This is a genomic window from Methylobacterium sp. CM6244 (assembly GCF_054817885.1).
Genome location: NZ_CM139247.1, coordinates 3,996,172 through 4,022,239, shown reverse-complemented (window position 1 = coordinate 4,022,239; position 26,068 = coordinate 3,996,172). Strand labels below are relative to the sequence as shown.

Sequence of the window (26,068 nt, the reverse complement as noted above, 5' to 3'; positions counted from 1 at the left end):
GCTTAGGCCCCCAGCGCAGCGTGAAAGGCCGTGAAGGCGTTCGAGAGCTTGGCAACCTGATCGTCGGTCGGCACGCCCACGCAGAAGCCCGCCATCCGCATAGGAGTGGTTTCGCCGAACTGAAGGCCGGATGAGGTATTGAGCGCGCCGATTGCGATGGACTGCGCACCGCCGGTGACTTCGTTCACCGTCTTGGCGACGTCCTGCCGGTAGTCGGCGCCGCTGTAGTAGCGGAAGTTGTCGACGTCCCGTCGGACATAGCCCTTCAGGCCGCCGTAGCGAGGGATGCCGCTGATGATGCTCGACCCGGCGCCGGTATAGACCGAATCCGCCCCGCTGGACCGGTCGGGGTTCAGGCGCAGCACCGTGTTGCCCATCGACACCTTGGCCGCGCTCTTCAGCGTCGGATCGGTCCACGAGAACATGCCGTGGGCCGGCAGCGTCGGAACGGTCGGTTTGACCAAGCTGTCGATGGCGTTGAGCCCGTTGAACAGCGTGCCGGCGAACGACGTGTCCGGATAGACGTTGTTGGGGTCCTGCAGGATGCGCGCGAAATTGTTCGTTCCGGTCCAGTTGATGAGACCATCGAAGTTGCCGGGGGCCGAGCCGACCCAGAGGAACCCGCCCTTGCTCGCAGCGAAGAGGTCGAGCCAACCGGCGTCGAACAGCGCATTGTAGAGGTTGCCGACGGCTGTGCTCTGCGGAGCGGTCATCGCCGTGCCGTAGCGCGCCAGATGCTTCGCGGCCCGGTCGGCCGAGTTCGGATCCAGGTTGACCGTGGACGTGAACGTACAGGTGATCGGAGACCCCTCGGTATCCGACAGGAAGCTGACGCGTCCCTGTTGCAGAGTGTCCAGGAACAGGGGCATTCCAGGCCCAAGGACGTAGGAGCCGCCATCGGTGAGACTGGCCGCGACCCCGCCGACGCCAACGGCGATGTATGCCGTCTTTGAGGTGTTCTGGACGCGAAGGTTCTGAATAATCGCGCCGACGCCCGGAGCGGCAACCAGCGTTTGCTCGGCCTTGGAGGCGACCTTTGCCCCCTTGAACCAATAGACAGGGGGTGGTGCCAAGTAAGCCTCCACGTATTGTGCAAGGGTGAGGGGGGCGAGCTTTTTGATGAGCTTCGCGCTGTCGTCGAAGATGAAGAGGCGGTCTTCCGGCGCGATGGCGTCGAGCATCTCCGGGGCGCTGGAGAGGCTTTGCGTCGAGCGATCGGCGGAGGTGAGCTCAAGGGCGCCGTTGCCGCGCTCACCGAAGAGCGGGCTGATGAACCGGGTGTTGGCGGGCAGGTCGACCGAGCCGACGCCAGGGGTCAGGCAAGCGCGATAGGTGACGGTGCGGAGCCCGTCGGCGGCCAGAAGCGCCGTAGCCGGAAGGCTCGCCGTGCCGTTGTCGCTGCCGTCGGGCTTGTAGCTGCGGAACTCCAGGACCGGGATGTTGTTCGCCGCGGCGTTGGCGCCGGTGTTGTCGATCCGACGGGCGATGCGGAACGTGAACTCGACGATCTCGCCATCGTCCAGGTGCGTCTTGGCGATGGAGGTCGCGTAGGCGTTGCCAGTGATGCGCAGGGCCGGCCCCTTGCCAGGGCCATCGGTGGTGATGCTGTAGGCCCCGCCAACGGTCAGCGGGGTGGCCGCCTGAGCCGTTGCGTTTGCGACGGCGGTCCACGTGCGGATTGCTTCGCCCGGGCGCGGCCAGTATCGCGTCGAGCGAACCGCCGTTCCGTCAGCTGCGAGGTCGGTGCCGTTGCCGATACCGGCCAGAGCCTCCAGCGCCGCGACCTTGCTGGCGAGCCCCGTGATCTGGTTGGTAAAACTCTCGGCCGTGGCGAGCCGGTTTTCGATGTTTGCGATTCGCGCGCCGACGAGGCTCGTCGAACCGAGAAAGATCGCCTGTAGGCGATCCAGGCCCATCCGACCCGTAGTCGGAGGCCCGTCTCCATTCAGCCGAAAATCGCCGATGAACTCGAAGAGGTCACCGACCGGCAGGTCCGTCGTAATCGGCATGCACAGGGTCTCCCGCGCGCCATCGCTCGCGATAGCGAGGCGGCGTCAGGTTGCTCGGATGGGTTGGGGTCGGATCAGGTGCGCCGAGGCGCTCAGGGCACCGGGGCGAAGGAGCAGGCCCAGGCCAGAAGGCCCTTGGTGGTGTCGCCGGCGTAGGAGATGGTCGTGCCACCCGTGCCGAGGTTGAGGCGGTTCTCGACGGCCAGGGCGCCCGACGTGCCGGCCGAGGCCGATGTGTTCGCGGTGATGACGAGCAGCCAGAAGTCGGCCGACACCTTCTGGATGGTTGCCGTGGCGCCGCTGAAGGTGGTCCCGCTGGGAGTTCCTACGCTGATCGTCCCAGCGGTGAGATCGAAGGTGGTCCGGACGTAGTCGCCGTTGCCGGTGCCACCGCTGTTGATGAGATCAATACGACCCGCCGAGCGGCCAGAGGCTTTCAGGCCCCAGACAGCGCGGAGCTTGGCGCCAGAGGCGAGGCCTGTGGCCTTGTAGGCGACCGTGTGCGTGCCGGTGGTCGCCGTCTCCGAGATCATCGTGGCGGCGGCGCCATCTGGCCCAGCGCCGTTGAGCGCTGCCGTTGCGGCCGTCTTCGTCCAGACGGCGTTCGTCAGATCATTCGGGAACTGCGTGACGTTGCCCGGCTGGGTCACGTAGAGCAGCGACTGCGAAGCGCTCGGCACGCTCGAGACGCCCGACCCGTTCTGCGCCGTCAGCCACCAGGTGATGTAGCCGAGCGAGATCGTATCGGTGAGGGTGTCGGTCTGGTTCGCGTCGACCGGCTTGCTGGTGCTGAGGCCGGCGTCTGCGAACGCCTTGCCGAAGCCGGTGGCGCGGAAAAGCTGGACGCCACGGGCATTGCCGCCGGACTGCTTGACCGCGTGGGTGACCGTCGTTCCGCTGAGCGTCGCGGAGGTGTAGTTCGGCGCGTTCGGTGCGGTGGGGTCGGAGACGGCGCGGATCGGCGAGCCGGTGGCCGGCACGTAGGCGCTGATATCCGCCCCAGAATCCGTCGAGAGCGCGCCCTGGACCTCGTAATCCGTGCTGTCGGCCAGCGTGCCGGATGCGATGGACGTCCGGCTGGACGTGTTGAGCGGGATCGGGGTCCAAGCCGTTGATCCGACCGGGCGGTAGCGTCCAGCGAGGGACAGGTCGGTTCGGGTCGGCGCCGAGCAGGTGAGCCGCAGGAAGGCGACGGAGGTACCGCCGTTCACCGTGGCGCGCTCGATTGCGACGACGAGGTTGGCCGGAGACGGCGCATCGGTGGCGCCGACGGTGTGAGTGGCGAGGCCCGTCAGATCGCCGGCTGTGCCGCGCGTGGAGACGCCACGGGCCTGATACTCGATGACGTCGCCCTTCGCGTACCCGGCAAGAAGCACGCTGCCGGCGCCGGCCAGCCCGGAACTGGTGAGCCATGTAGTAGTGCCGACCTTGCGGCTGAGCACCTGGAAGGTCGCGAGCGGCGTCGTGCCGGACGGGTTCGGGCGAAGGTTGACCACCACCGGATAGGGGTTTTCGGTCGTCGCGAGCCCCGAGGCGGACGTTCCGGAATCCACACTGACGATGATCGGCGCGACGGGAATGCTGACGGGCTGGTCCACCGGAGCGCCAGCGCGGCCACTCCAGGCCGGCGGCACATCGTTGGCGACCAACGTCTCAATCTCCGGGGCGTGCGGGATCAGGGTAAGCGCCGCGGTGAAGTCCTTCTGCGGCTGGATGCCCTTCACGGTGCATGCCTGTGAGATCCGGGTGGCCTTCCCGAACATGACGAGGTCGTCCATCGCCGGCAGTCGGCCGGGCCCGTCGAGGATGATGACGTTCGACGTGCCAGCCATTGTCCGGACCGGAAACACGTTCGAGGTGCCGTCCGAGTAGCGGACCCGGGCCGCGTATGCCTGTCCCGCCTCCATGGTCAGCATCTCGTCGACGATGATAGACGACAGGCTTTCGGGCTTCAGGATGACGCGGGCGGCGATCTGGTCGCGGTCGAGAACGTCATGCGAGAGCTCGACCCGGTCGCCCCGGGTCGGCACCAAGCTCTCGAAGTCCTGCGTGACCGTGAAGGTGTCGAGCCGAAGCATGATCTCGTACTGGCGCTTCCGGGTCTCCTTCCAGACCTGAGCCGGGTTGGTGATGCCCGGCAGCTCGAGCTTCTCGATGACCCTCGGCTGGCCGACGAAGCCCGGCCACGGCACGATCCGGTCGGCCTTGATGTAGCTGTTCGTCTCGTCGAGGAAGCTGACGCGGAAGGCGTCGGGGAAGGTCAGGTAGGACCGCTCGCCCTTGAAGCCCCAGCTGTTGCGCGGCGTGATGTGCGCGGCCACGGTGTCGAGGGCGCGATCGATAACGACGCCCCAACGGTCGCCCTTGTCGTGCGGGCTGGCGCGGCCGGCGGCGGCGATATCGGACAGCACATCGAGGACGGACGCCTCGTAATCGTGGATCCGGTTGTAGGTCAGGCCGTTCGCGACGCAGTAGGCATGCCAGTCGCCCAGCGCGTCGACCTCATCGACCGTGAGTGGATAGGCCCCGGCTGGTCCCGTCAGGACGTGCCGGAACAGCGAGGCCGGGTTCTGCGTCTCGCGCTCGATCCAGGTCTTCGAGGTCGCATCCCAATCCGGACAGATGCAGAAGGCGTCGCAATTGTATTCGTCGAGGGTGCCGTTCAGCTGACCCGTCGCACGGATGCGGATGGCGGTGACCGCCAACGGCGAGCCGAAGTTCAGCGGGTATTCGGGTCGGAACGAGCGCAGGGCCGACCATTGCGAGCGGCCGGTACGCTGGATCTCCTTGCGCGACAGATCCTGGTCCGGGCGGTCGAAGTCGCCGCTGTTGCGCGTGATCTCGACCTCGTACAGGCCGCGCTCGGGCACGTCGTAGGGGAACGTGCGCGTGAACGCCTTGCCGGACAGCTTGGCGTAGACCGAGATCGGCTGCGAGGTCCACGCCTCCGTGCCGACCTTGCGGTAGCGCAGGGTGAACGTCGCCTCGACGCCGACCTTCTTGCCGTCCTTGTCGATGCCGCCGAGCCCGCCCGGAAAGCCGATATCGACCGAGAACGAGGAGATGTCGGCCTTCGTGAACCGGGTTTGCGGGCCAGCGCCTGGGCCGCCGTTGAGAAGCTCGATCGACAGCGCGCGCTCGACGACCTGACGCGGTGTTAGCGTCAGCGGCGCGTCGCCAACCCGGCCCTCGCGGTGCTCGGCCGTGACTTCCTGGTACTTCTCGATCGGTGTCTCACCGATGCGATGGTTACGCGTGGCGATCGGGCCGTAGCCGTGGATGAAGTTCGCGATGACGTAGCGGTCATCGCCGACCGATTCCGTGTAGGGCAGCATCCCGTAGGGCGGGGTCGAACGGTGGAAGCCGAGAAGGGCCGGCACCACCCCGTCGGGCTGCGCCTGGTTGCGCAGGCCCTGGATGCCGTAGGTGGCCGTATCCTTCTTGTCGCTACGGACCGGGATCAGCGCGTTGATGAGGAGCGTGCCGGCGAGCAGCGTCGTCGCCGTGATAACGCCGGCCAGGGCCGTGCCGAGCGAGCCGGTGCCGATGCCGCCCAGGCCGCCGAACAGCAACTCGCCCGCCAGCATTGGTCCGTAGAACTGACCGGCGGCGATGGCTGCGACCGTCAGCGCGATGGTCAGCACGTTCTTGAGGATGTCGCCCTGCGGAACGACGCGGATCAGAACCTGAGTGCCTGGCTTCGGCTTCACCGCATGCCAGAGCGCCTCAACGATCGGATGGCCGTTCAGAGTGACCCGGAAGTAGGCGCCGCCCAGCCTGCGCCCTGTCGGCATCGCCTCCGCGACCATCTGGGCGATGGTCTGTCCGGGCGCGACCGTGAACGCGACCCGGTCGCGGGTGGCGTCGAGCAGGTGGGGCTGTGCGAGAACGCGGACGGGTGCGTTCATCAGGCAGCCATGGCCGTGTCGAGGATCCGCGCCTTGTGACGGTACGCCCCGACGAGGCGCGGGGCCCAGCGACCGTTCGTGTAGTCGACGAGGCAGCTGTCCTCCGCCTTACCGCTGATGTGGAGCATCCGGCCGGGCTCGACGACGACGCCGGCATGATAGGTGAGACCGGCCCGCTGGAAGGTGACGATGTCGAATTCGGAGATCTCGCTCGCTGGCACCTCGACCCATGGGCCCGCGGCGGACGTGCCGTCGTCGAATATCGAGGCGACCTCGGCGCGCTCCGTCAGCGACGACACTGATGCGGCATAGTCCGGCACCTCGATACCGAGCTGCTCGGCATAGACGAGGCGCGCGAGCCCCCAGCACGCAATACCATCGCGCGTGAGACCGCCGACCTGCCAGGGCAGGCCGATATAGTCGGCAGACCAATGCATGAGGAGCCTACGGAAAGAGGCCGGGAAACCGGGCCGGCGAGAACCGGCCGGAGGGCCATGGTTCGGAGGTGTAGGGTTCGCGCGAGATGTCGAGCGACACGGCGTCGGCATCGTAGGATGCCTTCACGCCGCGTAGGTTGGTGTAGCGGGCCTCGACGACATCCGGCGACAAGGCCATGACAACCGTCAGGTCGATGCGTGCCGGTGAGGAGATCGCCCGCAACGGCGCGGCCATGTCCGGTGCCACGTTCTCGAACGCCAGCGTCGTCTTCGGTGGCGTGTCCTTCTCGTCGTCGGGCATGATCGCGCCCATGATGACGAAATCGTAGTCCTGCCCCTGGTGGCGGGTGCCGTAGCGAAGCGGGTCCATCGAGAACATCATCGTCGGATCGCTCGACAGGTAGACCGGCGCCGGCAGGGTGGCGTGCGTGATCTTGATCAGCATCACCGGCCCGTCGTCGGTCGCCGAGGCATTCATCGCCTGGCGGGCGTTCAGCGAGATCAGGCGGCCCATGAGTAGAGCACCGTCATGGGGACAGGGACGACGTAGGACATGCCGCGAGAGCGGGTTCCGGCGCTGGGAGCGGTGCCGCCGAACTGGACAAGCCACCACTTCGCGTTCAGCAACGCCGCGCCGTAGGGCGTCAGGATCGGCTCGCCTGCGGTCGTCAGGATCGGGATGCCACCTCGCGTCTGGTCGGGAAACCAGAACGGCAGGGCGCCGCCGCCAGTGTCCTTCTCCCAGAAGCGTTCGAGGATGGTGAACTGCTCGGCGTCGATCTTGATCGACTGCAGGATCGGCTTACCGACGGCCGACGAGCCGCGGCGCAGCTTCGGGGCGCCCCGCTCGGGCGGGGTCTGCAACCGGCCTTCGCGGAGCCCCTCGTTGAACCCCTCAGCAAGGACGCGCTGTGGCAGACTCGCGGGCCAGACGGGGATCATCGAGTAGCGACCCTCGGCTGGTTCATGGCCTGCTGCCCCTGACGGGTACCTGCGCCCCGGACGAAAGCCTCACGGATGAGGATCTCCTCCCGCTTGCCGCCGCGCCCATCGGGGACTTCGCGGGTCGCGATCTCGGTGTTCGGCGCCTGGTTGATGATGTTCGGGGAGAACACGACAGCAGGCTGGTTGAAGTTTGCTGGCGCCATCGGCTGGACCCGGGGCACCCGCAATTCGACCGGGATGGACCGGCCACGCGACAGCGGCACCGCCGCCTCCGGTCCGGCCTCACCGAAAATGGATGGCCCGTTGCTGACACCGCCCTCGGCGAACTTCGGAAGCGAGGCGGATCCGAAGAAGCTGGCGATGCCGGAGAGAAATCCGCCGCCATCCTTACCGCCGCCAGCGAACATCGCCGAGATGGCCCGGTCAGAGGCCGTGCTCAACAGCCTGTCTGCGAGACGGTTGGTGATGTTCCCGAGGAGCGTGGCCGCGCTGACACCCTGGCGCAGGTCGGTTAGCATGCCGCTGAACACGCCGTTGGCCAGATCCCTGGTCTGACGGAGGTTATCGTTCAGGCGCAACGCGTCAGCCTCGGCGGAATCCATACCGAGACCGGTCCCGCGCAGGCGGGAGGCAACGTTCTGCTCTGACTGGCTCCGGTCGATCTGCGCCCGGTCGAACATGATGTCCCGGCCAAGCCGGCTGCTCTCCAGGCCGGACTGGGCCTTGCCATACGCGTCGGCTGTCTCGAGGAAGACCTTCCGCTGGGCCTCCAACTCGGGCGTGAGCTGCGAGGCCGACGCCTTCAGCAGATCCTGCGCCGTCGCATACGTCCGACCCAGCGCTCCGCCGCGCTGAAGGTCGTCGTTGAGCAGCTCTTGGACCTTCTGCCGACGCGCTTCGGCCTCGGTGGTCTGATCCGTCAGGGTGATCTGCGTGCGGATGCTCGCCACCTCACGATCAGATGCACGGACAGCCGGCGCACCCTTGGTTATCACGCGTCCGGCGTAGTCGATGACGTCCCCCGCCGTGCGGCCGCCGCCAACGATCGTCGGATTGGCGATAGCTGCCCTGCGTCCAAGGATCGATTCCGCGCTCGCGCCTCGATCTGCCTTCAGAAGGTCCACCGCGCCCTGAGCACCCGCGAAGTGCGCGAGATAGAGGTTGCGGTCGGTGGTCGCGATCTGCTGCTTCTCTAGGAAACGCGAGTTCTGCTCGGTGAAGACGCGGAGCACCTGAACGCTATCGTCGCGATCAGTCCGGCGGGCGAGGATCTCACGGTCCGACATACCCGCAGCGCGGTCAGGAAAGACCTTCTTGAACAGCGGGATCCACGTCCCTTCGAGGAACTGGCCTAGGCCAGTTGCTGTCGACATAGTGTTCTTCGCGTCAGTCCTGCCGCCGCTCTCCACGAACATGGCGCGCTCCATGTAGGAGCTGACGTTCTGCGAGCGACTGGCGCGGCTTTCCGCCTCCTTCTTGATCGTGTCGATCTCGGTGTTGAGAGTCCTGGTCAGGCCCTCTCGCTCGGTGATCCCGCGCAGCGCCACCTCGCGAGCCGCCGCGATTGCGGACGTTTCGCGAGAGTCGAGGTTCGGGTCGTTGATCCGGTCGTTGTAGGGCTTGGCGACGCTTTCTCGGGTCGCCGTAGGATCGATGCCGCGCTCGCGGAGCTTGATCTCAAATTGAGAGCGAAGCTCGGCAATCTGCCGATCCACCGGGTTAGTATCGTCGGTCGCGAGCTTATTCCGAAACTCGGCCTGCCGATTGGCCGCAGCAATCGTCGGATCGCCGAATTTCTCGATGTCCTCGCGGGCGTTGCGAGCCAGGACGCCTAGGCGCTCGAAGACCGACTGCGTCTGAGCGAGCAGTACGGTGTCGAGACCGAACTTGAGCGGGTCCGAGATGGCCTTCCGCAGGCGCTCGACTCGCCCTTGCGTCTCGCTGACAGCAGACCCCACCGGGTCAAGCTGGCGAACGATATCGCCGATCTCGCGTGAGTTCTGAGCAGCAGAAGACCGCGCGGCGCGCTGGGTACGCTCTTCCTGCTGACGCAAGAGCGCGTCCAACGCGGCCCGATCCTTGGCGGGGTCCTGACCGAAGACGCCGGCAGCCACGCGGCCGATACCACTCTGTTGCAGCGCCTCGGACTCGGCGAGCACCTTGCGCGCGGCTTCGATCCTGTCCTCAAGGCTGCCGCCGGTAACGACGCGGTCGACATGCTGGCCGAGCCGGTCCCAGGCGTCGCTCACCGAACTGGTGACGGCCTCGCTAACGCGCCCCCAGCCGCTTGTGACCTCCGAAGCCTTGCTCAACCCGGCTGAATAGGCATCGAACAGGATGCGCTGCGCGCCGAGGCGATCGCCCTGTTCCTGCAGCCGACGGATCGTCTGAGCCGTGCGGTCGTCGAGGAAGCCGAGGCGCTCATTGAGGAGGTCGGCGCCCTTTGCGGGGTCGGCGAACGCCTTGGCGAGGTCCTGCGACGCAGCGGCGGTCTCCTGACCGGTGGTCTTGGCATAATCCTTCAGGCTGCCGACCAGCTTGGCGACCATCTCGCCCCCGACGCGGCCGGTCGAGGCGATCTCGCCACCAGCCTCGCGAGCGGACCGCGTGCTGATGCCTGTCGCGTCCGACGCAGCCCGGGCATAGGCGCCGATCTGTGCAGCCGTGACGCCAGAGGCGCGGCCGACACCCGAGACCATCCGCTCGGTCTCGCGCATGGAGTTCTGGTAGGACACCATCGCCGTCACGCCGACGACGGCAGCGGTGGTCACCGCGCCAAACGAACCGCCGACCACACCGACGCGGCGGGCGAAGCTGCCCATCGCCTCGCCGGCCTGCGTAACAGCCCCCTTTACGGAAGCTCCGCCCGGACCAGCGAAGATCTGAGCGATCTGCGGGCCCTGCTGCATGGCGATCATGCTGAGCGGGCTACCACTGCCCAGCTGAGCGACGATATCACCGCCCTGATACATCAGGTTGGTGGCTTCGTCGGAACGTAGGCGGCGGCCGGCGGCGGCCGAGCCTGTTCCGGTGCTCATGTTCCCAAGCCGTCGTGCGGCCTCGGTGTTATCTAGCTGTCGGCGCCCGGCTTGCGCGAGTTGGTCCCATCCGGAGGCCGCATTCCGCTCTGAGGAAGCCCGCAAGTCGACCAAACGCTTCTGCTGCTGCTCTTCCTGGCGGAACTGCTCCTCGAATACCGCAGCCGACGCACGCGCACTTCCGCTGGCGCCCACAGTCACGCCGAGCCGTTGGTTGATCTCAAGCTGAGAGGTCAACATCGTCTGCTGAGCGCGCGCATCGGCGATGATCCGAGCGCGGGTCGTCGTCAGCACCTCCGCTGCTTCGCTCTCTCGAGCCGCCTCCTCGAAGATTACCGCCGACAGGCGCGCCGACCCGCTGGACACGGTCGATCCGACGCCCAGCAAGCTATTGATGTTCGCCTGCGCGCGCGACTGAGCCTCGGCATCGCGAGCGGTTTTAGCCAGACGCTCCCATTTAGCGGTCTGACGATCGACAGCCGCCCCAGACGCATCAGCTGCAGCGCCAACGCCCTGAAACGCGGACTGTCCGGCCTTGCCGGCCTCTTCGAGGGTGCGCTTGACCTCGGCTCCGCCCTCGACGCCGAGGCGGATCGCGATGTTATTCGCCATTCTCGCTGTCCTCTCGGTAGGCTTGGACGATCACCGCCTCCATGGACGGCAGCACGTCGGCGAGCAGTGCGGTATTGGCGCCCATAGCGTTCGCCATGAGCAGCACAGCCGTGAAATCGAGTGCATAGGGAGCGCCCATGCCGGCCCGGACCTGACCGCCGCAGCGCTCAATCACCGCCCAGGTCACGAGACCTTCTTCGGTCTTGGCCTCGTGCGTCAGGTAGGGGCATTCAGGGCATTGCTCTCCGCAGGCGTCGCAGTAGCTGGCGCCGCCTCCAAAGTGCCACCGGGCGAGCTCGATGAGACGTTTTTTTCCGTCCCCCGCTCCAGTGCCGGCGCGACATAACGGACATCGATCTCGTTGTAAGCCGGCCAGTGGTTCAGCAACGCGTCGATGGTCTCTCGATTCACGGGTGCCGGGTTGCCATCGGCATCGCCGACGCCTTCCCATTCCACGATCCCGCGCTGGGCGATCTCTCGTACCAGGGCGATGTTGCCGCGGACCGCGACGTCTTCCTGGTCCTCGTCCCGGTAGACCTTGCCCACGGCATCGCGGGCGATCAGCATGGATGCGATGGTGATAGGACGGACCTTGATCCAGACGTCGGGTAACAGGTCGAGCCAGTAGGGTTTGGCGCTTGTCGAGAGCTTCAACATGAGATCTTTTCTGCCTTCATTGGTCGCAGCGGCATTAAGTTTCTGGGCAATTTCACCAAGTTCACATGCTGAAACGCCGGATGAATTGCTTAACAAGACGGCTAAGGCCGCAGCAAGAGTTGGCGGCATCGACCTATTTTGCCGGTCTTTTTACTTGATTGATCGCGTGAAGGTGGCGGAGCTTGGAGACTCCATCGTTCAGGATGGAATTCGGAGGTTCGGCAAGCAGGCGTTCTCTTCCAAATACAAGCGGACACTTCTCGAATATAACGCCGAAGTCTCTCAGGTCGGCGCAGCTATCTGGTGTCCCAAGCAGAGGGAGCACTTCCAGCGGATCGGAGTAACCGGCCTCATAGGCGGAAACCTAGAATAGGGCTCGATCCTATAGGCGACGTCAGCCGGTGTAGGCGGTGACGTTGTTCACCAGCGTCGCGGTGACGGACTTGCCGAGCGTCATGTCCTTGGCCGCCTGGAAGGCGAAGGTGGCCTGGACGCCGGCTGGACCGGTGACGGGGGTCTTCGCCCGCGGCAGGTAGACGGCGTGCGCCTTGAACACGAGCGACCGGGCGGCGTCCGTGACCCAGCCGAAGGTCAGCTCCACCGGTGCACCGGAGGTGGCCTGATCCAGCAAGAGGGTGTTGGCAAATCGGGTCACGATGGACCCGGTCATGCCAACCATGCCGGTGTCCGCGTCCTCGATGCGGCCGTCGCCACGAATGACCTCTACCTTGTCGAGGTTGTTCGAATAGGTGAACTCGGCGGAAACGACGGAGCCGAGGGCGACGCCGCCGCGCGTGATGGCACCCTGGAACGGGCTGAACCGCTCGACCGAGGCTTCCAGCGGCGTGCCGGAGCCGGAGGCGGCGAGCTTGTTCTCGCCCTGAGCGATGAGGCCGAGGGTCGCCGTCAGCAAGCCGGAGCGCTGCATCTGGACCCGCATAGTGTTGCCGCGGACGCCGTAATTCTGGCCGTAGCTCGGCACCTCGGGCAGGCCGATCTCGACCGTTGCCGACGGCAGATCGCGCGCGCCGGAGCTGAAGACGTGGGTGTTGACCGCACCCGCAGCGGTCGTGACCGGCGGGCCGAAGTAGAGGCGGAGCCAGTTGCCGAAGTTGCGCAGATCGATCGGCACGACGACGTCGCCGTCGTTGTTGATGACGTCGCGCGAGGGCGGCAGCATCTCGCGACCGTAGCCGAGCAGGTCGTCCGGGATCAGGCCCTGCTCTTCGCCGAGGTTCGACGAGACGAAGGGCAGCTTGCGGTAGCCCGTGGTCGGCGGGGTTCCGTATGTCGTTTCGAACGCAGCGGTCATGATCGCGTTCGCACCTCTGGCGCGGGCCATGGTCGTCTCCTCGGTTCAGTTCAGGGGATCGGTGGTGCCGTAGACGGCGACGAGGCCGACGAGGGCGGACCGGGAGACGGGCGCGCCGTCTGCGGTAAGGGGTTCGGTGACGGCCGCCTGGACCATCACGTAGTCGCAGAGGCCGCCAAGCGTCCGGTCCGCGGCGACGGCCGCGCCGACCGCCTGCAGCATCCGGTCGAGGCGGACCTCGGCGGAGACGGTGGCGGTCGCGTTGGCCGCGAACTCGAGCGGGATCTCGTGCTCGTAGATCCAAGTGGTCGGATTGAGCGTCACGTCGGGCTCGCCCGGGTCGCCGTCATCGACGTTGGCGTAGCCGCCAGTCGGGATCGTCTGCTGCTTGACCTCGTTACGATAGTGGGCGGCCTTTGGAAGGGCCGCCTTCACCAGCGTCGCGACGGCCTGGATCACTTGTTCGCGCTTGCTCGGCATGAGACCCGCCTCGTTGCAGATAAGGCGACCGGCAGCGTTCAGCGTTGGCCCGTCCAGCTTTTGAAGGATGCAAATGCCGACGATGAATGTGCTGAAGACGTCCCTCGTTGAGAAAGTCGAGGGTGGATACCGGATCACGCTGGAGACTGACGAAGGGAAGAAGACGGAGATTTTTGCCACCGTCACGCAGATTAGTTTCTTGATCGATGAACTTGAGATCGCCATCGACCACGAGCTGCCTGCATCGAGCGAAGAGCAGGAAGATTAGGCCTGCCAGTTGCTGGCGATGGCGCTCGGGATCCGGTCGGCCCAGCGCTTGGCAGTGGCGTCGATGTCGAAGCGCTTCCGAAGCTTGACCTGCTTCACCAGCACGAAGATCACGACGAACTTGCGTCCCTTCTCGGGGCCGCTCTCTTTGATGGAGCGGAAGGACTTGCGGCCCTGGTAGCGTCGCGCATGGCGACGGTAGAAGGCGTCGGCGACGAGCACGCCACCGGTTTTTGTCGGGATGAACCGCAGCTTGACGCCGGTCTCCCTCTCCCAGGATGCCGGGCTCAGGGTGTTATCGGTCGACCCCTTACTGCGGCGCTTCGAAATTTGGCGGACGCCGGCTTCGGGCGTCGGAATGGCGAGGTATTTTCGGCCGCTGGCGACGATGGTTGCGCCACGGTCGAAGGCGTCGATCAGCTTCGGGGCGTTCGTGCTGACATAGGCGGCGGCATCGACGCTATCACCGGTCTTCGGGAAGGTCTGCCCGCGCCAAGTGTTCGCAAGGCGCTGGCCGAGACCGGAGGACGTGACGTCGTCGCGCAGGTCTTGCTTCAGGCCCTCGGTGACCTGCTTCATGCCGGCGGTGACCGACTTGGCGATCTGGACCTCCGCGCCGGAAAGTGCCTGCCGGATGTCGGGGACGGTGGCACGGTATCTCATGGCTCGTCCGGATCCTCGTCCGGGTCGTCAGGCTGAACAGCCGACACCTCGCAGGTGCGGACGAGCCGCCGGGTGTCGATCTTGGCCATGCCGATGACGGTCAGGGTCTCGACGACCTCGCCGTCGTCATCGAGGAGGTCGACCATGTCGCCCTTCGCCGGCACAGCCACATCCGAAAGGCGGATATCGAGCAGCATGGCGTCGAGGTCGAACTGGTTACCAGCCAAGCCCACGACGGCCTCTGGCGTCTTCCTGATCACGCGGACGGGAACCCCATCGGAGCCGCCGCTCGCGCGCCAGATCGCATCGATCGCAAGGTTCGGGTCGTCGAAGATGGCATCGACGCCTATTGCGAACGCGTCCATCACCGCGCCGGCTTGGCCGCCGTCGCGCGACCGGCTGCGGTCTCCACCGCCTCCGGCTCGTCCTCGCCCTCGGACATGGCGCGGTCCATCCTCGTCGGCCGACGGGCGGCGCCGGCCTTCTCGAAGACCTTGAAGTCCTCGTCCGAGATGTCCGCGATCTTACCCGCCGGAACGATCTCGATAGCGGCGAGTGTCACCACCTTTCCGTCCTTCACCTCCGCCGGTTTACGGCAGACATGAAGGGTCGCGATTGCGAAGGCCTGTGCCATCGTCGTGTCCTCTCTCGAATGTGGGGATCAGGCGACGACGGTCGCCTTCAGGGTAGCGTTCGGGTTCACCGGCACCATGAGCGGCGCCGACTGGGTCACGATCTGCTCGATCGCGACGTCACCCGGGATGATGTAGTTGCGCGGGAAGATCGGCAGCGCCTGGAACTGGGCGTTGACGTCGACGATCGCGCCGAAGCACCGGTAGCCCTGAACGTTGGGCCCGGTGAGGACGATGTCCTTCGGGGACATGAAGGGCGTCACCGTTCCGCCGAGGCTGTAGTAATCGTTGTAGACCCACACCTCGAGGCCTGCGCCGAGCGTGCCGACGTAGCGGGCCTCGCCCGTGCCGTAGAGGCCGGTGCGGATGTCCACGTCGTTGCCACGGCGGGTGGTGTCCATCTCCTTCATGAGGGCCTCGTCCTTGCGGGCTACTGCCCAGGCCGCGGTCCCCACGGTGATGCGGTTCGGCGCGCCACCGAACTCGGCGCCATGCATCAGGTCCATCCAGCCCTGGACGGAATCCAGGACCGACACACCTGCATCACCCCAGCGGGTTCCGGCGCCAAGCACGATGGTATGACCGGCGGCGCGGCCGAAGTTGATGCTCACCGAGGGGTAGTCGTCCCCGTCGATGGTCACGGCGCCGTCGATTGCAGCCTTAGCAGCCAGCCACTCCCACCGGCGCTCGATGGCATTCCGGTGGTAGGCGAGGATATCCGCCTTGATGGCGTCATACCGCGCCTGGGGGCCGACATCGCCGGGAGAGAGCAACGCCCCCGGACGACGCGTGAGGGCCCGCGAGGGTGTCACGGGATCGGAAGGCTTGACGTAGGCCGGCTTGAAGCGAGCGACGCGGCCGCCCTCCTCGTAGATCGGCCGGCCCTGAGCCAGCGGCGCGATGAAGGGCGCCAGCTTCCGCCCGGCCCGCGGGATCTTCTCAAAGTCGATGTACTCGTCGGTGGACGAGATTTCATTCGGGAAGAGGAGGTCGAGCCAGTAATTGGCCGGCGAGTCGGTCTCCCGATACACACCGAGGAGCGTGTGGGTGTTCCAGATTTCGTAGCGGTCGAACGCCATGACGAGTTCCTTTCCTGGGTCCTGGCGTCAGAGACGCTTGCGGATGACGATGTTGGTGGGGGACGGGGCACCGCGGAACGCGGCGGCACGCTTGGCATCGGTGTTGAAGTCCGAATGCCAGGTCAGCGCGTCCGGATTGAAGTTGCCGGCGCGGTAGATTGCGATGCGCTCGGTCTGTCCGGCGCCGGTCAGGGCCGGCGCGGTGGTGACGCCGATTGGCACGACGGCCGTGGCGCTGGTCTGTGCCAGCACAAGGTTGCCCGTGGCGTTGAGGCCCACGACCGAGAAGGCGGGGAGCGTCGTGCTCTCACCGACGGGGAAGTCCTCGGTGACGGGAAGCGGGATCGCCGAGTTGAACAGCTCGACCTGACCGAAGCCGTCATTGGTCTCGAAGCCCGCGATGCCGACATTGGAATAGGGGATGTTGGTGATGGCCATCACGGGCCTCCTGAATCAGGGATTGAGGGTAGCGGCCGGGTCAGGCCGCCTTGGTCTTGGTGCCGGTGGCCGCCCGGTAGTTCGCGACGATGCGGGAGGCGGGATCGCCCTCGCCGTCCGTTGGGACATGGGAGGAGACGGCGGTGCGCTCCTCGCCTGCGACGAGCTTGTCGAAGAGGGCGGCGCGCGCTTGCTCGACGGTCTTGCCGTCGGCCAGCATCGTGGCGGCGAGATCTTCGGGAATGGTCGGGTCCTTGCGGCGAGCCAGCGCCACAAGGTTCTTCACCTCGCCAGCGGCGCCGATGCGCTCCTTTGCCTGGGCGACGGTGACGCCTTCGGCGAGGAGGGTCGCGGCCATCGCCGGAACGCCGCCATCGACGCAGAGCTTCGCGATCTCCGAAGCATCGGAGCGTGTCACGGTCGCCACGGGCGCGGGAGCCGGCGGCGTCGGGGCGGCGTCGGGCTTCGGCGCGGGGGCGACGTCCTGTTTCTCATTGGCCATGGGTGTCTCCTTCTGGCGGGCGGGGGCGGCAGGCGCGGCCGCGGTGGGGCGAACGCGCTTCGTCCAGGCGCGCTGATCGGCCAGGGCGACAAGGCGCTCCGGCGAATGGCTGAAAAGGCGGTAGTCGAAGGCGGTCGGCTCGGGCTCGACGTCGTCGTTGGCTGCACGTGCCAGTGTCCGGTCGGCGTAGCCGGCGGCGACGGCTTCCTCGGGCGTCATCCAGACCTCGGCCTGCATGTCGGCCCGCGCCTCGGCGACGCTCTTGCCGGTGCGCTCCGAGTAAATGCCGGCCATGGCCGTCGCGAGCGCAGTCAGCGCGCGGATCTGGAGCTGGTGGTCCTCGATCGTGCCGAAGGTGAAGCCCGAGGGGTCGTGCACCATCATCAGTGCCCCGAGCGACATGACGATCTCGTCGCCGGCCATGGCAATGACGGAGGCGGCCGAGGCCGCGATTCCCTCGATCACGATGACCTTTCGGCCCTTGTGGCCGGCGATGGCCGCGTGGATGGCCGCGCCCTCGGTAGCGATACCGCCGCCGCTGTTCAGGCGGATCGTGACGTCCTGATCGCGACCGACCTGCGCCAACGCGAAGATGACGTCTGCCGATGTGAAGCAGTCGTCCCAATAGAGATCGCCGACCGTCCCCGTGAGGATGATCTCGTTCCCATTGACCAGAGTGGCCATGGTGCCTCCGTGATGGTGGGTCAGTCGCCGGCAGCGGCCGGGGGCTCTTCGGTCGACGCCTCGGTGGGCTCGCCCTTCGCGGCGACAGCCTTCTGGCGACCGTCGCTGGTGTAGGTCAGGCTCAGGCTGTCAGCGCGCTCGTTGTCGCTTGCCTGCTCGGCGTCGACCGTCTCGGCGTCATAGCCGCCCTCAGCGACCTTGCGGGTGCGCGTCGAGAGGCCGGCCTGGATCTCCATGGTCTTGCCCTGGACGTCCTGAACTGGGTGGATGTACGGCCAGGCCTGCGGGATCCAGTTGACGGCGTAGGCATCCTGTCGGGTCATCCCCTCCGGTAGCCGAAGCGCACCGGAGAGCAGCGCGAGGTCCATCCACCGGATCCAGATCGGCCGGCACAGCTGGAATACGACCAGATGATGCTGCCACTGCTCGACGGCGCGGCGGAAATCGTTGAGGGCGGCGCGCAGCGTCCGATCGTTGAGCTGGCTGTAGTCGCCGCTCAGGATTTCGTAGAGCAGCCCGCAGGCAGCCGCGACGCTGCGCTTCGACTCTCGGACGAACATCTCGAAGTTGGGACCGACGTCCTTCGGGTCGCTGAAGGTTACGTCTTCGCCGTCGGCCAGCACCTGGATCGTGCCGGGCTCGAAGTCGAGGGTGGCCACGCCGTCATCGTCACCGGGCTCGGTACCAAGCGGCCCCTCAGTGCCGTCGGCAAGAATACGCTTTACGAAGCCGACGAGGCGGGCAGCGTTCTTCTTCCGGACCAGCTCGGCGTCGAGGTAGCCGTCGAGGTCGTAGAGGGTGCGCAGGGCGCGTGCGAGCCACGGCTCCCCGCGATCCTGCCCCGGCCGCATCGCGCGATAGAGGTGGCAGATGTCGACCGCTGGAACGAGCGTCGTATCAGCGATCCCCGCCAAGACGCCGCCATCGCCGGGATGCTCACGGTAGAGGTGATACCCGGTGCGCTTGCCGATGGCATCGTATTGGATGCCGCTGCGAACTCGGTTCGCCGTCTCGTTCTTGGTGTGCGGGCAGTGGTCGCCCTCGAGGAGCTGCAGTTGCAGCGGGACGGTGAGGCCGTCCTTCAGCAAGCGAGTGCGCAGACGGGTGAATGTCTCGCCCCCCTCGACCATGCCGCGGACCGCCAGGGCCTGCAGTCCGTAGAAGTCGTGCGCGCCGATGCTATCGGCCTCGTCGGTCCAGGCCAGGAATAGCTTCTGAATCTGCGCCCGGAAGGCCGCATCCTCGGCTTTCCGCTTCTTGGCGGCGGGCTTGGACAGCCCCTCGGCGGGCCGGGCCGCCATGGAGCGCGGTACGATGCCCGTTCCGATGATGTTGGTAACGAGCCGATCCACGGCCGCGCCGGCATAGGGGTTCTTTCTAGCCTGATCGCGCGACTTCCGGCGCAGCTCGTCGAGCGCATAGACGATGGCCGCGTTCGGTCCGTAGCTGCCGACCCGCCACGCTCGCGACCGGCGCCCGGTGCCACCGGCTACGTCGTAGGGCGTCGCGTCGGACGCGCCGGCAAAGCCAGCGGGCAGGTCCATCGCCACCGGCTGAAGCTGACCACCGCCTTTCGCGCGGATCGTGATGTTGCCGTAGCTGTTCACGCTACCACCCGCTACGGCTCGTCGTGACGATCTGGCGGGTGCGGCGACGGCCGCCTGTCGTCGATCCAAGCAGCCCTTCAAGGCTCGCAGCAAGCCTCGAGCGCTCGCGCCGTAGGTCGTCGTACTTCCGATAGCTCACGCTTCCTGTGTCGGCGCTTTCCACGCGCTCGACGCCGCTCGCCATCGTCCGATCGATGTCCGCGATCTGCTTGCGCAGACCGGCGATCTGCTTGTCGAGGTCGTCGGCCATTCGCTACCTCGTCGTTCTGCTTCGGACCTTGCTACGGCGGCCGGCGGCGCGCTGAAGGTTCCGGGCCGCCAGCGAGCCGGCGGCGACTGTCGGTTGCTCGATCTCGCTCGGGACAATGACCCCACCCCGCTCGACACCGAGCGAAGCCTCCAGATCCCGCCAATGCACCTCGCGCCACCGGTCCCAACCACGCATGGCGGCGAGGCCGCGGGCGTAGTTGGCGCAGTCGAGCACCTCGTTGCGCCGTCCGCCGATCGGCACCCACTCGCGCCGGGTCCGGCCCCGGGTGACGTGCGTGACGAGCTCCTCGGCCGTCAGCTGCTTCACCTGGTCCTCGGTCACGTCTTCTGGAAGGTGGACGAAACCGGCCGGGAAGGGCCGCCCATCCGGCGGGCGCTGCAGGGACAAGCACCCCATCAGCTCCTGCTTGGCGAACGAGGCCCCGACCCGGATTGTTTTCAGACCGCGGCGCAGCTTTTTCCCCGCTGGCGTCGCATCCTTCGCGCCGACACCGAGGAATGCTGCCGCGTAGCTGTCCTGACCGTCGACGGCATGGACCGGACGGCCTGCCTGGCGCCGGACGAAGGCATAGACCTCGGCGGTGAAGCCGCTGGAATCCACGCCCCAATCCCGAACGGTCATCTCCGCGCCGCCCTCGTGCGGCCACGTCTCCGAAAACAGGGCTTCGAGCTCGGTCCAAACCTCAGCGCGGTTCGTGTCGCCCGGGAGCACCCGGTGTTCGATGAGCCAGCGCTCACGGTTGCGCCCGAAGGCCCAGATGCTTGCCTCGAGGCGGTCTTTCTGGACGTCGACGCCGCCGAACAGGATCAGGCCGCCGAAAGGCACCGTCCCGCTGCGGTATCGACCCTTGCGGGTGTAGACATCCTGCCAGTCCGGCGCGTCGGCGCCTTCCTTCCACGTCCTGGCAAGCTGCGTGTTGAAGAAGGTCCGCAAGGCCTCCGGTCCCCGCCGTAGCGCGCGGGCGAATTTCGCCACCGTCTCGCGAATGGTCTGCTTCGGGGCGTAGAGCTTCGACGCCTGAAACCCTGCATGGTCGTTCGGCACCGCCTCGGTGCCGCAATGGATGCACAGGGCCCTTCGGACGCCGTATGCCTCGGGCGCCCAGCGCTCCGGAGACTGGTTTTCACCGCAGCATGTGAACGAGCGGGTCTGCCGCCACTCGATCTTGCGCAGCGCGACGAGCCGCTGGGGCTCGGTCATCGCATGTTCGCAGGTCACACATTCGTAGCTGGCAGTTTCCGCCCGGATCTTGCCGTCCGCATCCTTATCGAAGCGAACCTGCTCCCACTCCAAGGGGTGCCAGCCGTGACAGCCAGGGCACTCGACGAAGGCTTTGCGCTGATCGCTCTCCTCATAGGAGGCTTCGATCGCGCTGCGGCCCGCCACCGTGGGTGAGCAGGCCCGTACCGACAGGCTGTTGGCCTTGAACTCGGCTTGGCGCTCCTCGGCAAGGTCGATGGGTGGCCCCTCGCCGCCGGCCGATAGTGGAAACTTATCGATCTCGTCGCCGCAGAGCAGCCGGATCGGTCGCATCGCGAGGTTGGTCGGGCTGTTCGCCCCGACGAGGGTGATGTGCCCGCCGGGGAACTGCTTGTGCGTAAGGGTCGCGCCGGCGTCCTTGGCCTTGGCGTCGCCGAACAGCTCGCGCAACACCCTCGTGTCGCGGATCATCGGTGCCAGCCGGTCCTTCGAGAAGGTCTCGGCTGCGTCGTCCTTCGGCTGGACGACCAGGATCGGGCACGGATCAATGTGCATGAACCGGCCGAGGATATTCTCGATCACGGTCGTCTTGAGGAGCTGCGTACATGCCATCAGGGTGATGACGCTGACGCCCGGTTCGGTCGCCGCGAGCATCGGACCGCGGGCCACCTCGACCCGGGAGACGATGAAGCGACCGCCGTTTGACGATTCCTTGCTCAGCCTGCGGTAACGCTCGGCCCACTCGACGACGTCGAGGTTCGGGGTCGGGGTTGCCCCCTTCCGCCAAGCCTTCGCGAGGCTCTCGGTATCAAGCGAACTCGGCCGAGGGTTCTCCGAGCTCGGAGAGATGCTGTTTGACATGCGCGTTCAGGATCGTCGTCAGCGCACGGGGGTCGACCTTCAGCTCGTCTGCCATCACCACCGCGATCCGCGCCGGCCAGGACTGCCAGGCGTCGCGGTAATCACGGGCGGTGTCGAAGAACAGCTTCTCGGCCGCCTCGCGATCGACGAGCTTCTTGTCGTTCTTCTCGACCTCCTGCTTGCGCTGGAGGCCCAGGAAATTCTCCTTGCGCCGGATCGCGTCCGGCAGCGGTAGGTTCGTCGGGTCGAGCGGCCCGATGTCCTCGGCCTCGTCGTCACCATCCGAAAGCGCTGCCGGTCTCGGCATCGCCTCGCCAAGCTTCTGCCAAGTGTCGGGCTTGGGCTTCGCTGGCGCAGTCGGCTCACGCGCCGAAGTGTTACCGGTAACAGCTCGGATCGGGCGGTGGGTAACACCTCCCCGGTAGCTCGCCGGGCGCTGATCCAGGTTCCACTCCGACGCCTCGACGTCGATCAAACCTACATCAGAAACTACCAGTAAGCCCTTCTGTTTCCAGCCAGTTACGGCTTTGCGGGACACGCCGCGCCGACGGGCGAAGTCGGCTTGGTTGAGGAACTTTGGTCCGCTCGCGTCGCTCATCCCGGCTGTTACCTGTTACCCTGTTACCGGGTTTTTGGACCCTGGCGCTAGGAACATTGGGGGCCCCGACCACCCGTATAGATCCAGACCCTCCAGGGTCCCCCGACCTCTAGGACGCCGGTCCCATCGCTCGGGCAGCTTGGTCGAGGGTCACCTTGAAGGCCAGGGACTGGGCTCGGGCGCGCAGGTCATCGGGGCAGTGACCAACAGCGAGGATCGCGCGCATCCTGTCGGTGAGCGCGTCGCACTGGGTCTCGGTCATGGCTACCTATCCGAGAGAGGCATAGCTGTGCCGATGGAAGGATGTGGAACCAAGAGCGGGGGCTTTTCGCTTCATCGTCGCTAAAGGAGAGCGCGATGTGGATCTTGCAGTGGGGCGACAACACAAACCGCGCGAGCGGACATTGGAACCATGAGGAGCACGAGAGCTCCGAGAAGGCGCTCGAAGCCGCCCGGACAAAGGTCGGAATGGGTCTGGTTGCCCATGCCATACACTCGCCAGCCGGGGTTCATTGGATGACGGGCGACGAACTGATGGCTGCCCTGAGCACGGACGAAGCGCCAGCGGATATATGATCCGTGTGCGTGGACTGCTTGATAAGGCAGGGAAACCTGCGTCGCTCCGAGGTGGAACACCGTGCCGTCTAAGGTCCTTGGTTAGGACACGTAGGTGCTCAGGTACGCAGCTGAGCTTCCTTTACGCCGACACAGGAGCTGATCCATGAACGCACCCATCACGTCAAACCCCAACCAGACCCAGCGCGGAGGCGCCGCTAATAATCCCGAGCATCTGATCGGCAACACCATCGATAAGGTCGATCAGGTGAGCAGCATCACCCTTCTTGGGATGGCAGTGGCTGGCGCGATTGCGATCGACCTGATCCTGGCTGTGATAATCTAGCGAGTTACAGCGGCTTCTGGGGCGGGACGCCCGTCCCAGCCGACGCAGATTCGGCGTCCGGATCAGGGCTTGAGGATACGGGCTTCATCCGTATCCGCACGGACGGACCAAACTTCGGCGCCACCGGCATCAGCGTCGATCACGCGGGCGAAATCGGCCTTGTGTGTGACCAAGCCCTGCCTGGCATGCTCCCGGGCCTCTTCTTCGGAGCCCGGCGACGGGGTCTCGCCGATCTTGTTTCCCTGCTCATAAAACTCGATCCAATAGGCCATCTGCGCGGTTCCCTCCGGTGTGATGTGTGACAGGTAGGGCGTGGTTGAGAAGTAGCACCTGCGCAGGCCGATAGGTGATGATGGTTGCGGCGCTCGGTCGTGGACCTAGGACGGCGGGGAGGATGCGGCGCGCTCAGTCGCCGCCACCGCCACACGAGCCGCCATCGCTGGACGACGAACCGCTGTCGGAAGGTGAGCAATCGGCAGAGTGAGCGACATGACCGCCAGCGCCTGAGATGCCAAGGGGCCAGGGGTAGCTACCACCGATGCCGGCCGAGTCGTTCTCGAAGCGGGCGCGCCGGGCGCGATCCTCAGCCTCACGCTTGCGCTTCTGTTCGTCCTCGCTGCGTCGGGTGAACCTGCCGAACATGCGGCCTTACGAAGATGTAGCGTTCACTTTTATACTTAAGTATCACGCGGTGATCGTGGCATTATTACTACGCGACGGTAAAACTCCAGCACCAGGAACGCGCTCGCCCTACGAATTTCCGGTGCTCATTCCTGACGACTGGATAGAGTACGGCGGATGCGTTCTAGGAACGTGCGGGAATTTGTGGCAATCCTCGAATGCTGTGACCAAGCGGTGATTCGCTACATACAGCAGGTAAACAGGCGCAAAAGACTGTAAGCCTCGCTGCTTTCAAAGGGGGGATAAAAATATGGCGACAGTGGTTTCTTATATCGCGGCCGACGCCAGGACGTTTAATCTATACGAATTTATTGACGAGAATCCGATCTTCTCGGCTCAGAAATCAACAAGCTATAAAATTGCTTTCGGCGAGAGCCAGCAATCCGTCGTAACTGGCGTGGGCTTTGAGTTCGATCCCACCTTTGGCTATCCCACTGCAGGTACCACTACAGCTGCATCGACTTATGTGGGAGGCAAAATCGCGGCCAAACTCACCGGCTTAAGCATAACGACCGAGCAGGCGAACCAGTACATTGCCTCCAACAATTCTGCTGCCGTCAACAAGGATTTGTTTAAGGGCGCCGATACAATTGTTGGGTCGAAGTTCAACGACTATCTCGATGGCTTCGGTGGCAATGACTCCATCTCGGGCGGCCTGGGGCGTGATTCTTTGAAGGGCGGAACCGGCGCCGATACGTTCATCTTCAAGACCCTGGCCGATAGCACCGTGTCGAGCACCGGACGCGATACCATCCTCGACTTTCGTCAAAGCCAAGGCGATAAGATAAGCGTCAAATCTATCGACGCGATGTCCAGCTCCACTATCAATGAGGCTTTTCACTTCATTGGCGACAATGGTTTCACGAAGCACGCTGGCGAGCTGCGGGCTGTGATCTCGGGTACCAATACAATCGTCAGCGGCGACGTCGATGGCAACGGCCAAGCTGATTTCTCAGTTCTGGTTAAGGGTATTGCGGAGCTTCACGCGGCCGACTTCATCCTGTAAGGAAAAGCTGCTTCGCCTAAGCTTAATGAGCTGTCCATGCTGTCTACAGCGTGGACAGCTTCGCGAGCTTAGTGAACTACCCGAATGCTCCACTCCGCTTAACGCTCCGATCTCCCTCGGCCTTGGGACTGGGGAGTCAGGGTGGAACCGACCTCGACATATTTAAGCAACGCTTACCGGCTATCGAAGACGCGAACTCACTCCTGATTGGATGCATGAGTTGCGAACGATGGCCCATCCCTTCCGATGGCTGCTGGCGCTAATCGCCCTGATGATGTCGCCAACGATGGCGGACAATCAGAACGCAGCCGATGATTCAGAAACGAGCGCTATCGAAGAGACCGTGGGCGAGGTCGTTTTCCGCCATTACATCTGAGGCAGCCGGCGCTTCCGCATCGAACTCTGATGATTGCCAGAGCGGCGTTCCTGCGGGCGCAGTGCGTGCCGGCATGATGGTTGCTGCGCTCGAACCTTGTTCGAATTCGAGTAGTACCCCAATGGGGTCAGAGATTTTGAACCAGCCTCCAAAGTGGAGAAGCGGCCTCACCCGTCTCCGTCGCGGCTTAACGTCGACCCCAAAGCGGGAGAGTACAGCGGCGATTATTCAGAAGCTTGAGTTACTACAACGGCTGGACTTGCGCAATGTTCAATACGATGGGCGAGGCCCGCCCAAACAGCGAAACTGACACAGCAATCCGGTCATCCGGTAGGATCCGCTCAACAGTGGCGGGGAACGAGGCGAACGGCCCGTCGGTCACCATCACGCCCTGTCCGATCTTGATCCCAACAGGCTCGACGATCTCGCCCTTAGCGATCCTGTCTACGAACCGCTGCAGCCCTTCCGCATTGAGCCGAGCAGGCTTCAGAACTGGCCCGGAGATGTTGCCCTCCAGCGACTTGTCCTCGACCGGGTAGCAAACGATCTCGGCAACGCCTGGCCGCTCTCTGGCGATCGCGAGGTGAGGCTCATCTTTCACTCCAATAAACACCGTGCGGATCAGCATCGGCGTGCGTCGGACGACACGACGGCCGCGGCGTACGACGACCTCTGAGGCACGAGGCTGGTAGGTCACCACATCGGCCGCCTGCAACGCCTCCAAGGCACGCACGCCCATCCGAGGCGTAGTCTTGGCGATGTACCAGCACAGGCTCGGATCGATCGTGGGCGAGGCCACACCGCAGATCGGATCGGCCGCGCTGCGTGCGCTGGCTGCGGAAGATCCCATGCCCAGGCCTGCTCCGGTTCCAGCTGACGCACGGCGTTCAGCTCTCCGTTCCTG

General features: G+C 65.4%; 28 protein-coding genes. 5 read left to right on the top strand and 23 right to left on the bottom strand.

Going from position 1 to position 26,068, the window contains the following annotated elements; genetic code table 11:
- Window positions 1-2: 2 nt before the first annotated feature.
- The 8 genes from ACYQML_RS18910 to ACYQML_RS18875 all read right to left on the bottom strand — a co-directional run bounded on the left by ACYQML_RS18910 (window position 3) and on the right by ACYQML_RS18875 (window position 11,606).
- On the bottom strand, window positions 3-2,009 hold the full coding sequence (locus tag ACYQML_RS18910) for a hypothetical protein (protein WP_461233689.1): 2,007 nt from the start codon (window positions 2,007-2,009) through the stop codon (window positions 3-5).
- A gap of 92 nt (window positions 2,010-2,101) precedes the next feature.
- Entirely contained in the window at window positions 2,102-5,917 is a 3,816-nt protein-coding gene (gpJ, locus tag ACYQML_RS18905; protein WP_461233688.1) for a TipJ family phage tail tip protein, read from the bottom strand.
- Complete coding sequence (locus ACYQML_RS18900; protein ID WP_461233687.1) at window positions 5,917-6,354, bottom strand: C40 family peptidase; 438 nt, start codon at window positions 6,352-6,354, stop codon at window positions 5,917-5,919. Before ACYQML_RS18900 ends, gpJ begins: the two co-directional genes overlap by 1 nt.
- 7 nt (window positions 6,355-6,361) lie before the next feature.
- Window positions 6,362-6,868: a hypothetical protein gene (locus ACYQML_RS18895; protein WP_461233686.1), complete on the bottom strand. Its 507-nt coding sequence runs from the start codon at window positions 6,866-6,868 to the stop codon at window positions 6,362-6,364.
- Window positions 6,856-7,296: a hypothetical protein gene (locus tag ACYQML_RS18890; RefSeq protein ID WP_461233685.1), complete on the bottom strand. Its 441-nt coding sequence runs from the start codon at window positions 7,294-7,296 to the stop codon at window positions 6,856-6,858. The genes ACYQML_RS18895 and ACYQML_RS18890 overlap by 13 nt, the downstream gene beginning before the upstream one ends.
- The gene (locus tag ACYQML_RS18885) at window positions 7,293-10,949 is read right to left on the bottom strand and encodes a phage tail length tape measure family protein (RefSeq protein WP_461233684.1); all 3,657 of its coding nucleotides are present in this window, start codon (window positions 10,947-10,949) and stop codon (window positions 7,293-7,295) included. The genes ACYQML_RS18890 and ACYQML_RS18885 overlap by 4 nt, the downstream gene beginning before the upstream one ends.
- Entirely contained in the window at window positions 10,939-11,136 is a 198-nt protein-coding gene (locus ACYQML_RS18880; protein WP_461233683.1) for a DUF7697 family protein, read from the bottom strand. The genes ACYQML_RS18885 and ACYQML_RS18880 overlap by 11 nt, the downstream gene beginning before the upstream one ends.
- Window positions 11,137-11,165: 29 nt before the next feature.
- Window positions 11,166-11,606, bottom strand: coding sequence for a hypothetical protein (locus ACYQML_RS18875; RefSeq protein ID WP_461233682.1), 441 nt, complete (start codon window positions 11,604-11,606; stop codon window positions 11,166-11,168).
- Between ACYQML_RS18875 and ACYQML_RS18870 the strand changes: the two genes are divergently transcribed.
- Complete coding sequence (locus ACYQML_RS18870; protein WP_461233681.1) at window positions 11,605-11,979, top strand: hypothetical protein; 375 nt, start codon at window positions 11,605-11,607, stop codon at window positions 11,977-11,979. The two genes, ACYQML_RS18875 and ACYQML_RS18870, sit on opposite strands and share 2 nt — an antisense overlap.
- Before the next feature lie 21 nt (window positions 11,980-12,000).
- On the opposite strand, the gene ACYQML_RS18865 is transcribed toward ACYQML_RS18870, so the two are convergent.
- Both ACYQML_RS18865 and ACYQML_RS18860 read right to left on the bottom strand, forming a co-directional pair.
- Entirely contained in the window at window positions 12,001-12,948 is a 948-nt protein-coding gene (locus ACYQML_RS18865; protein ID WP_461233680.1) for a phage tail tube protein, read from the bottom strand.
- Window positions 12,949-12,963: 15 nt separating this feature from the next.
- The gene (locus tag ACYQML_RS18860) at window positions 12,964-13,398 is read right to left on the bottom strand and encodes a hypothetical protein (RefSeq protein ID WP_461233679.1); all 435 of its coding nucleotides are present in this window, start codon (window positions 13,396-13,398) and stop codon (window positions 12,964-12,966) included.
- Window positions 13,399-13,480: 82 nt separating this feature from the next.
- Between ACYQML_RS18860 and ACYQML_RS18855 the strand changes: the two genes are divergently transcribed.
- Window positions 13,481-13,666, top strand: a complete 186-nt coding sequence (locus ACYQML_RS18855; protein WP_461233678.1) for a hypothetical protein — start codon at window positions 13,481-13,483, stop codon at window positions 13,664-13,666.
- On the opposite strand, the gene ACYQML_RS18850 is transcribed toward ACYQML_RS18855, so the two are convergent.
- The 11 genes from ACYQML_RS18850 to ACYQML_RS18800 all read right to left on the bottom strand — a co-directional run bounded on the left by ACYQML_RS18850 (window position 13,663) and on the right by ACYQML_RS18800 (window position 22,462).
- The gene (locus tag ACYQML_RS18850) at window positions 13,663-14,328 is read right to left on the bottom strand and encodes a DUF6441 family protein (RefSeq protein ID WP_461233677.1); all 666 of its coding nucleotides are present in this window, start codon (window positions 14,326-14,328) and stop codon (window positions 13,663-13,665) included. The two genes, ACYQML_RS18855 and ACYQML_RS18850, sit on opposite strands and share 4 nt — an antisense overlap.
- Window positions 14,325-14,693, bottom strand: coding sequence for a head-tail joining protein (locus ACYQML_RS18845; RefSeq protein WP_461233676.1), 369 nt, complete (start codon window positions 14,691-14,693; stop codon window positions 14,325-14,327). The genes ACYQML_RS18850 and ACYQML_RS18845 overlap by 4 nt, the downstream gene beginning before the upstream one ends.
- Window positions 14,693-14,962 carry a hypothetical protein gene (locus ACYQML_RS18840; protein WP_461233675.1) on the bottom strand — a complete coding sequence of 90 codons (270 nt, stop codon included), beginning with the start codon at window positions 14,960-14,962 and terminating at the stop codon, window positions 14,693-14,695. The genes ACYQML_RS18845 and ACYQML_RS18840 overlap by 1 nt, the downstream gene beginning before the upstream one ends.
- Before the next feature lie 27 nt (window positions 14,963-14,989).
- A complete protein-coding gene (locus tag ACYQML_RS18835) occupies window positions 14,990-16,039 on the bottom strand; it encodes a major capsid protein (RefSeq protein ID WP_227440228.1) in 1,050 nt (349 codons plus the stop codon).
- A 27-nt stretch (window positions 16,040-16,066) separates the two neighbouring features.
- Entirely contained in the window at window positions 16,067-16,477 is a 411-nt protein-coding gene (locus tag ACYQML_RS18830; RefSeq protein ID WP_461233674.1) for a head decoration protein, read from the bottom strand.
- A gap of 40 nt (window positions 16,478-16,517) precedes the next feature.
- Window positions 16,518-17,663: a head maturation protease, ClpP-related gene (locus ACYQML_RS18825; RefSeq protein ID WP_461233673.1), complete on the bottom strand. Its 1,146-nt coding sequence runs from the start codon at window positions 17,661-17,663 to the stop codon at window positions 16,518-16,520.
- A 20-nt stretch (window positions 17,664-17,683) separates the two neighbouring features.
- Window positions 17,684-19,207, bottom strand: a complete 1,524-nt coding sequence (locus ACYQML_RS18820) for a phage portal protein (protein WP_461235752.1) — start codon at window positions 19,205-19,207, stop codon at window positions 17,684-17,686.
- Between the two features lie 64 nt (window positions 19,208-19,271).
- The gene (locus ACYQML_RS18815; RefSeq protein WP_461233672.1) at window positions 19,272-19,520 is read right to left on the bottom strand and encodes a phage head-tail joining protein; all 249 of its coding nucleotides are present in this window, start codon (window positions 19,518-19,520) and stop codon (window positions 19,272-19,274) included.
- Window positions 19,521-19,523: 3 nt separating this feature from the next.
- Window positions 19,524-21,602, bottom strand: coding sequence for a phage terminase large subunit family protein (locus ACYQML_RS18810; protein WP_461233671.1), 2,079 nt, complete (start codon window positions 21,600-21,602; stop codon window positions 19,524-19,526).
- The gene (locus tag ACYQML_RS18805; RefSeq protein WP_461233670.1) at window positions 21,550-22,200 is read right to left on the bottom strand and encodes a hypothetical protein; all 651 of its coding nucleotides are present in this window, start codon (window positions 22,198-22,200) and stop codon (window positions 21,550-21,552) included. The genes ACYQML_RS18810 and ACYQML_RS18805 overlap by 53 nt, the downstream gene beginning before the upstream one ends.
- A 109-nt stretch (window positions 22,201-22,309) precedes the next feature.
- The gene (locus ACYQML_RS18800; protein ID WP_461233669.1) at window positions 22,310-22,462 is read right to left on the bottom strand and encodes a hypothetical protein; all 153 of its coding nucleotides are present in this window, start codon (window positions 22,460-22,462) and stop codon (window positions 22,310-22,312) included.
- 459 nt (window positions 22,463-22,921) lie between these two features.
- Between ACYQML_RS18800 and ACYQML_RS18795 the strand changes: the two genes are divergently transcribed.
- A complete protein-coding gene (locus ACYQML_RS18795) occupies window positions 22,922-23,101 on the top strand; it encodes a hypothetical protein (RefSeq protein ID WP_461233668.1) in 180 nt (59 codons plus the stop codon).
- Window positions 23,102-23,163: 62 nt separating this feature from the next.
- Here the strand turns inward: ACYQML_RS18795 and ACYQML_RS18790 are convergent, their stop codons facing one another.
- On the bottom strand, window positions 23,164-23,373 hold the full coding sequence (locus ACYQML_RS18790) for a hypothetical protein (protein WP_461233667.1): 210 nt from the start codon (window positions 23,371-23,373) through the stop codon (window positions 23,164-23,166).
- 659 nt (window positions 23,374-24,032) lie between these two features.
- Between ACYQML_RS18790 and ACYQML_RS18785 the strand changes: the two genes are divergently transcribed.
- Both ACYQML_RS18785 and ACYQML_RS18780 read left to right on the top strand, forming a co-directional pair.
- Window positions 24,033-24,788: a calcium-binding protein gene (locus ACYQML_RS18785; RefSeq protein ID WP_461233666.1), complete on the top strand. Its 756-nt coding sequence runs from the start codon at window positions 24,033-24,035 to the stop codon at window positions 24,786-24,788.
- A gap of 229 nt (window positions 24,789-25,017) precedes the next feature.
- Complete coding sequence (locus ACYQML_RS18780; RefSeq protein WP_461233665.1) at window positions 25,018-25,164, top strand: hypothetical protein; 147 nt, start codon at window positions 25,018-25,020, stop codon at window positions 25,162-25,164.
- Window positions 25,165-25,408: 244 nt separating this feature from the next.
- Here the strand turns inward: ACYQML_RS18780 and nusG are convergent, their stop codons facing one another.
- Window positions 25,409-26,014 carry a transcription termination/antitermination protein NusG gene (gene nusG / locus ACYQML_RS18775; protein ID WP_461233664.1) on the bottom strand — a complete coding sequence of 202 codons (606 nt, stop codon included), beginning with the start codon at window positions 26,012-26,014 and terminating at the stop codon, window positions 25,409-25,411.
- Window positions 26,015-26,068 lie beyond the last annotated feature (54 nt).

Excerpts from the sequence above, each read along its gene's own strand:
- ACYQML_RS18910 (WP_461233689.1), bottom strand. The coding sequence starts at position 2,009 with ATGCCGATTACGACGGACCTGCCGGTCGGTGACCTCTTCGAGTTCATC.
- gpJ (WP_461233688.1), bottom strand. The coding sequence starts at position 5,917 with ATGAACGCACCCGTCCGCGTTCTCGCACAGCCCCACCTGCTCGACGCC.
- ACYQML_RS18900 (WP_461233687.1), bottom strand. The coding sequence starts at position 6,354 with ATGCATTGGTCTGCCGACTATATCGGCCTGCCCTGGCAGGTCGGCGGT.
- ACYQML_RS18895 (WP_461233686.1), bottom strand. The coding sequence starts at position 6,868 with ATGGGCCGCCTGATCTCGCTGAACGCCCGCCAGGCGATGAATGCCTCG.
- ACYQML_RS18890 (WP_461233685.1), bottom strand. The coding sequence starts at position 7,296 with ATGATCCCCGTCTGGCCCGCGAGTCTGCCACAGCGCGTCCTTGCTGAG.
- ACYQML_RS18885 (WP_461233684.1), bottom strand. The coding sequence starts at position 10,949 with ATGGCGAATAACATCGCGATCCGCCTCGGCGTCGAGGGCGGAGCCGAG.
- ACYQML_RS18870 (WP_461233681.1), top strand. The coding sequence starts at position 11,605 with ATGAGATCTTTTCTGCCTTCATTGGTCGCAGCGGCATTAAGTTTCTGG.
- ACYQML_RS18875 (WP_461233682.1), bottom strand. The coding sequence starts at position 11,606 with ATGTTGAAGCTCTCGACAAGCGCCAAACCCTACTGGCTCGACCTGTTA.
- ACYQML_RS18865 (WP_461233680.1), bottom strand. The coding sequence starts at position 12,948 with ATGGCCCGCGCCAGAGGTGCGAACGCGATCATGACCGCTGCGTTCGAA.
- ACYQML_RS18860 (WP_461233679.1), bottom strand. The coding sequence starts at position 13,398 with ATGCCGAGCAAGCGCGAACAAGTGATCCAGGCCGTCGCGACGCTGGTG.
- ACYQML_RS18855 (WP_461233678.1), top strand. The coding sequence starts at position 13,481 with ATGAATGTGCTGAAGACGTCCCTCGTTGAGAAAGTCGAGGGTGGATAC.
- ACYQML_RS18850 (WP_461233677.1), bottom strand. The coding sequence starts at position 14,328 with ATGAGATACCGTGCCACCGTCCCCGACATCCGGCAGGCACTTTCCGGC.
- ACYQML_RS18845 (WP_461233676.1), bottom strand. The coding sequence starts at position 14,693 with ATGGACGCGTTCGCAATAGGCGTCGATGCCATCTTCGACGACCCGAAC.
- ACYQML_RS18840 (WP_461233675.1), bottom strand. The coding sequence starts at position 14,962 with ATGGCACAGGCCTTCGCAATCGCGACCCTTCATGTCTGCCGTAAACCG.
- ACYQML_RS18835 (WP_227440228.1), bottom strand. The coding sequence starts at position 16,039 with ATGGCGTTCGACCGCTACGAAATCTGGAACACCCACACGCTCCTCGGT.
- ACYQML_RS18830 (WP_461233674.1), bottom strand. The coding sequence starts at position 16,477 with ATGGCCATCACCAACATCCCCTATTCCAATGTCGGCATCGCGGGCTTC.
- ACYQML_RS18825 (WP_461233673.1), bottom strand. The coding sequence starts at position 17,663 with ATGGCCACTCTGGTCAATGGGAACGAGATCATCCTCACGGGGACGGTC.
- ACYQML_RS18820 (WP_461235752.1), bottom strand. The coding sequence starts at position 19,207 with ATGGACCTGCCCGCTGGCTTTGCCGGCGCGTCCGACGCGACGCCCTAC.
- ACYQML_RS18815 (WP_461233672.1), bottom strand. The coding sequence starts at position 19,520 with ATGGCCGACGACCTCGACAAGCAGATCGCCGGTCTGCGCAAGCAGATC.
- ACYQML_RS18810 (WP_461233671.1), bottom strand. The coding sequence starts at position 21,602 with ATGTCAAACAGCATCTCTCCGAGCTCGGAGAACCCTCGGCCGAGTTCG.
- ACYQML_RS18805 (WP_461233670.1), bottom strand. The coding sequence starts at position 22,200 with ATGAGCGACGCGAGCGGACCAAAGTTCCTCAACCAAGCCGACTTCGCC.
- ACYQML_RS18800 (WP_461233669.1), bottom strand. The coding sequence starts at position 22,462 with ATGACCGAGACCCAGTGCGACGCGCTCACCGACAGGATGCGCGCGATC.
- ACYQML_RS18795 (WP_461233668.1), top strand. The coding sequence starts at position 22,922 with ATGAACGCACCCATCACGTCAAACCCCAACCAGACCCAGCGCGGAGGC.
- ACYQML_RS18790 (WP_461233667.1), bottom strand. The coding sequence starts at position 23,373 with ATGGCCTATTGGATCGAGTTTTATGAGCAGGGAAACAAGATCGGCGAG.
- ACYQML_RS18785 (WP_461233666.1), top strand. The coding sequence starts at position 24,033 with ATGGCGACAGTGGTTTCTTATATCGCGGCCGACGCCAGGACGTTTAAT.
- ACYQML_RS18780 (WP_461233665.1), top strand. The coding sequence starts at position 25,018 with ATGGCCCATCCCTTCCGATGGCTGCTGGCGCTAATCGCCCTGATGATG.
- nusG (WP_461233664.1), bottom strand. The coding sequence starts at position 26,014 with ATGGGATCTTCCGCAGCCAGCGCACGCAGCGCGGCCGATCCGATCTGC.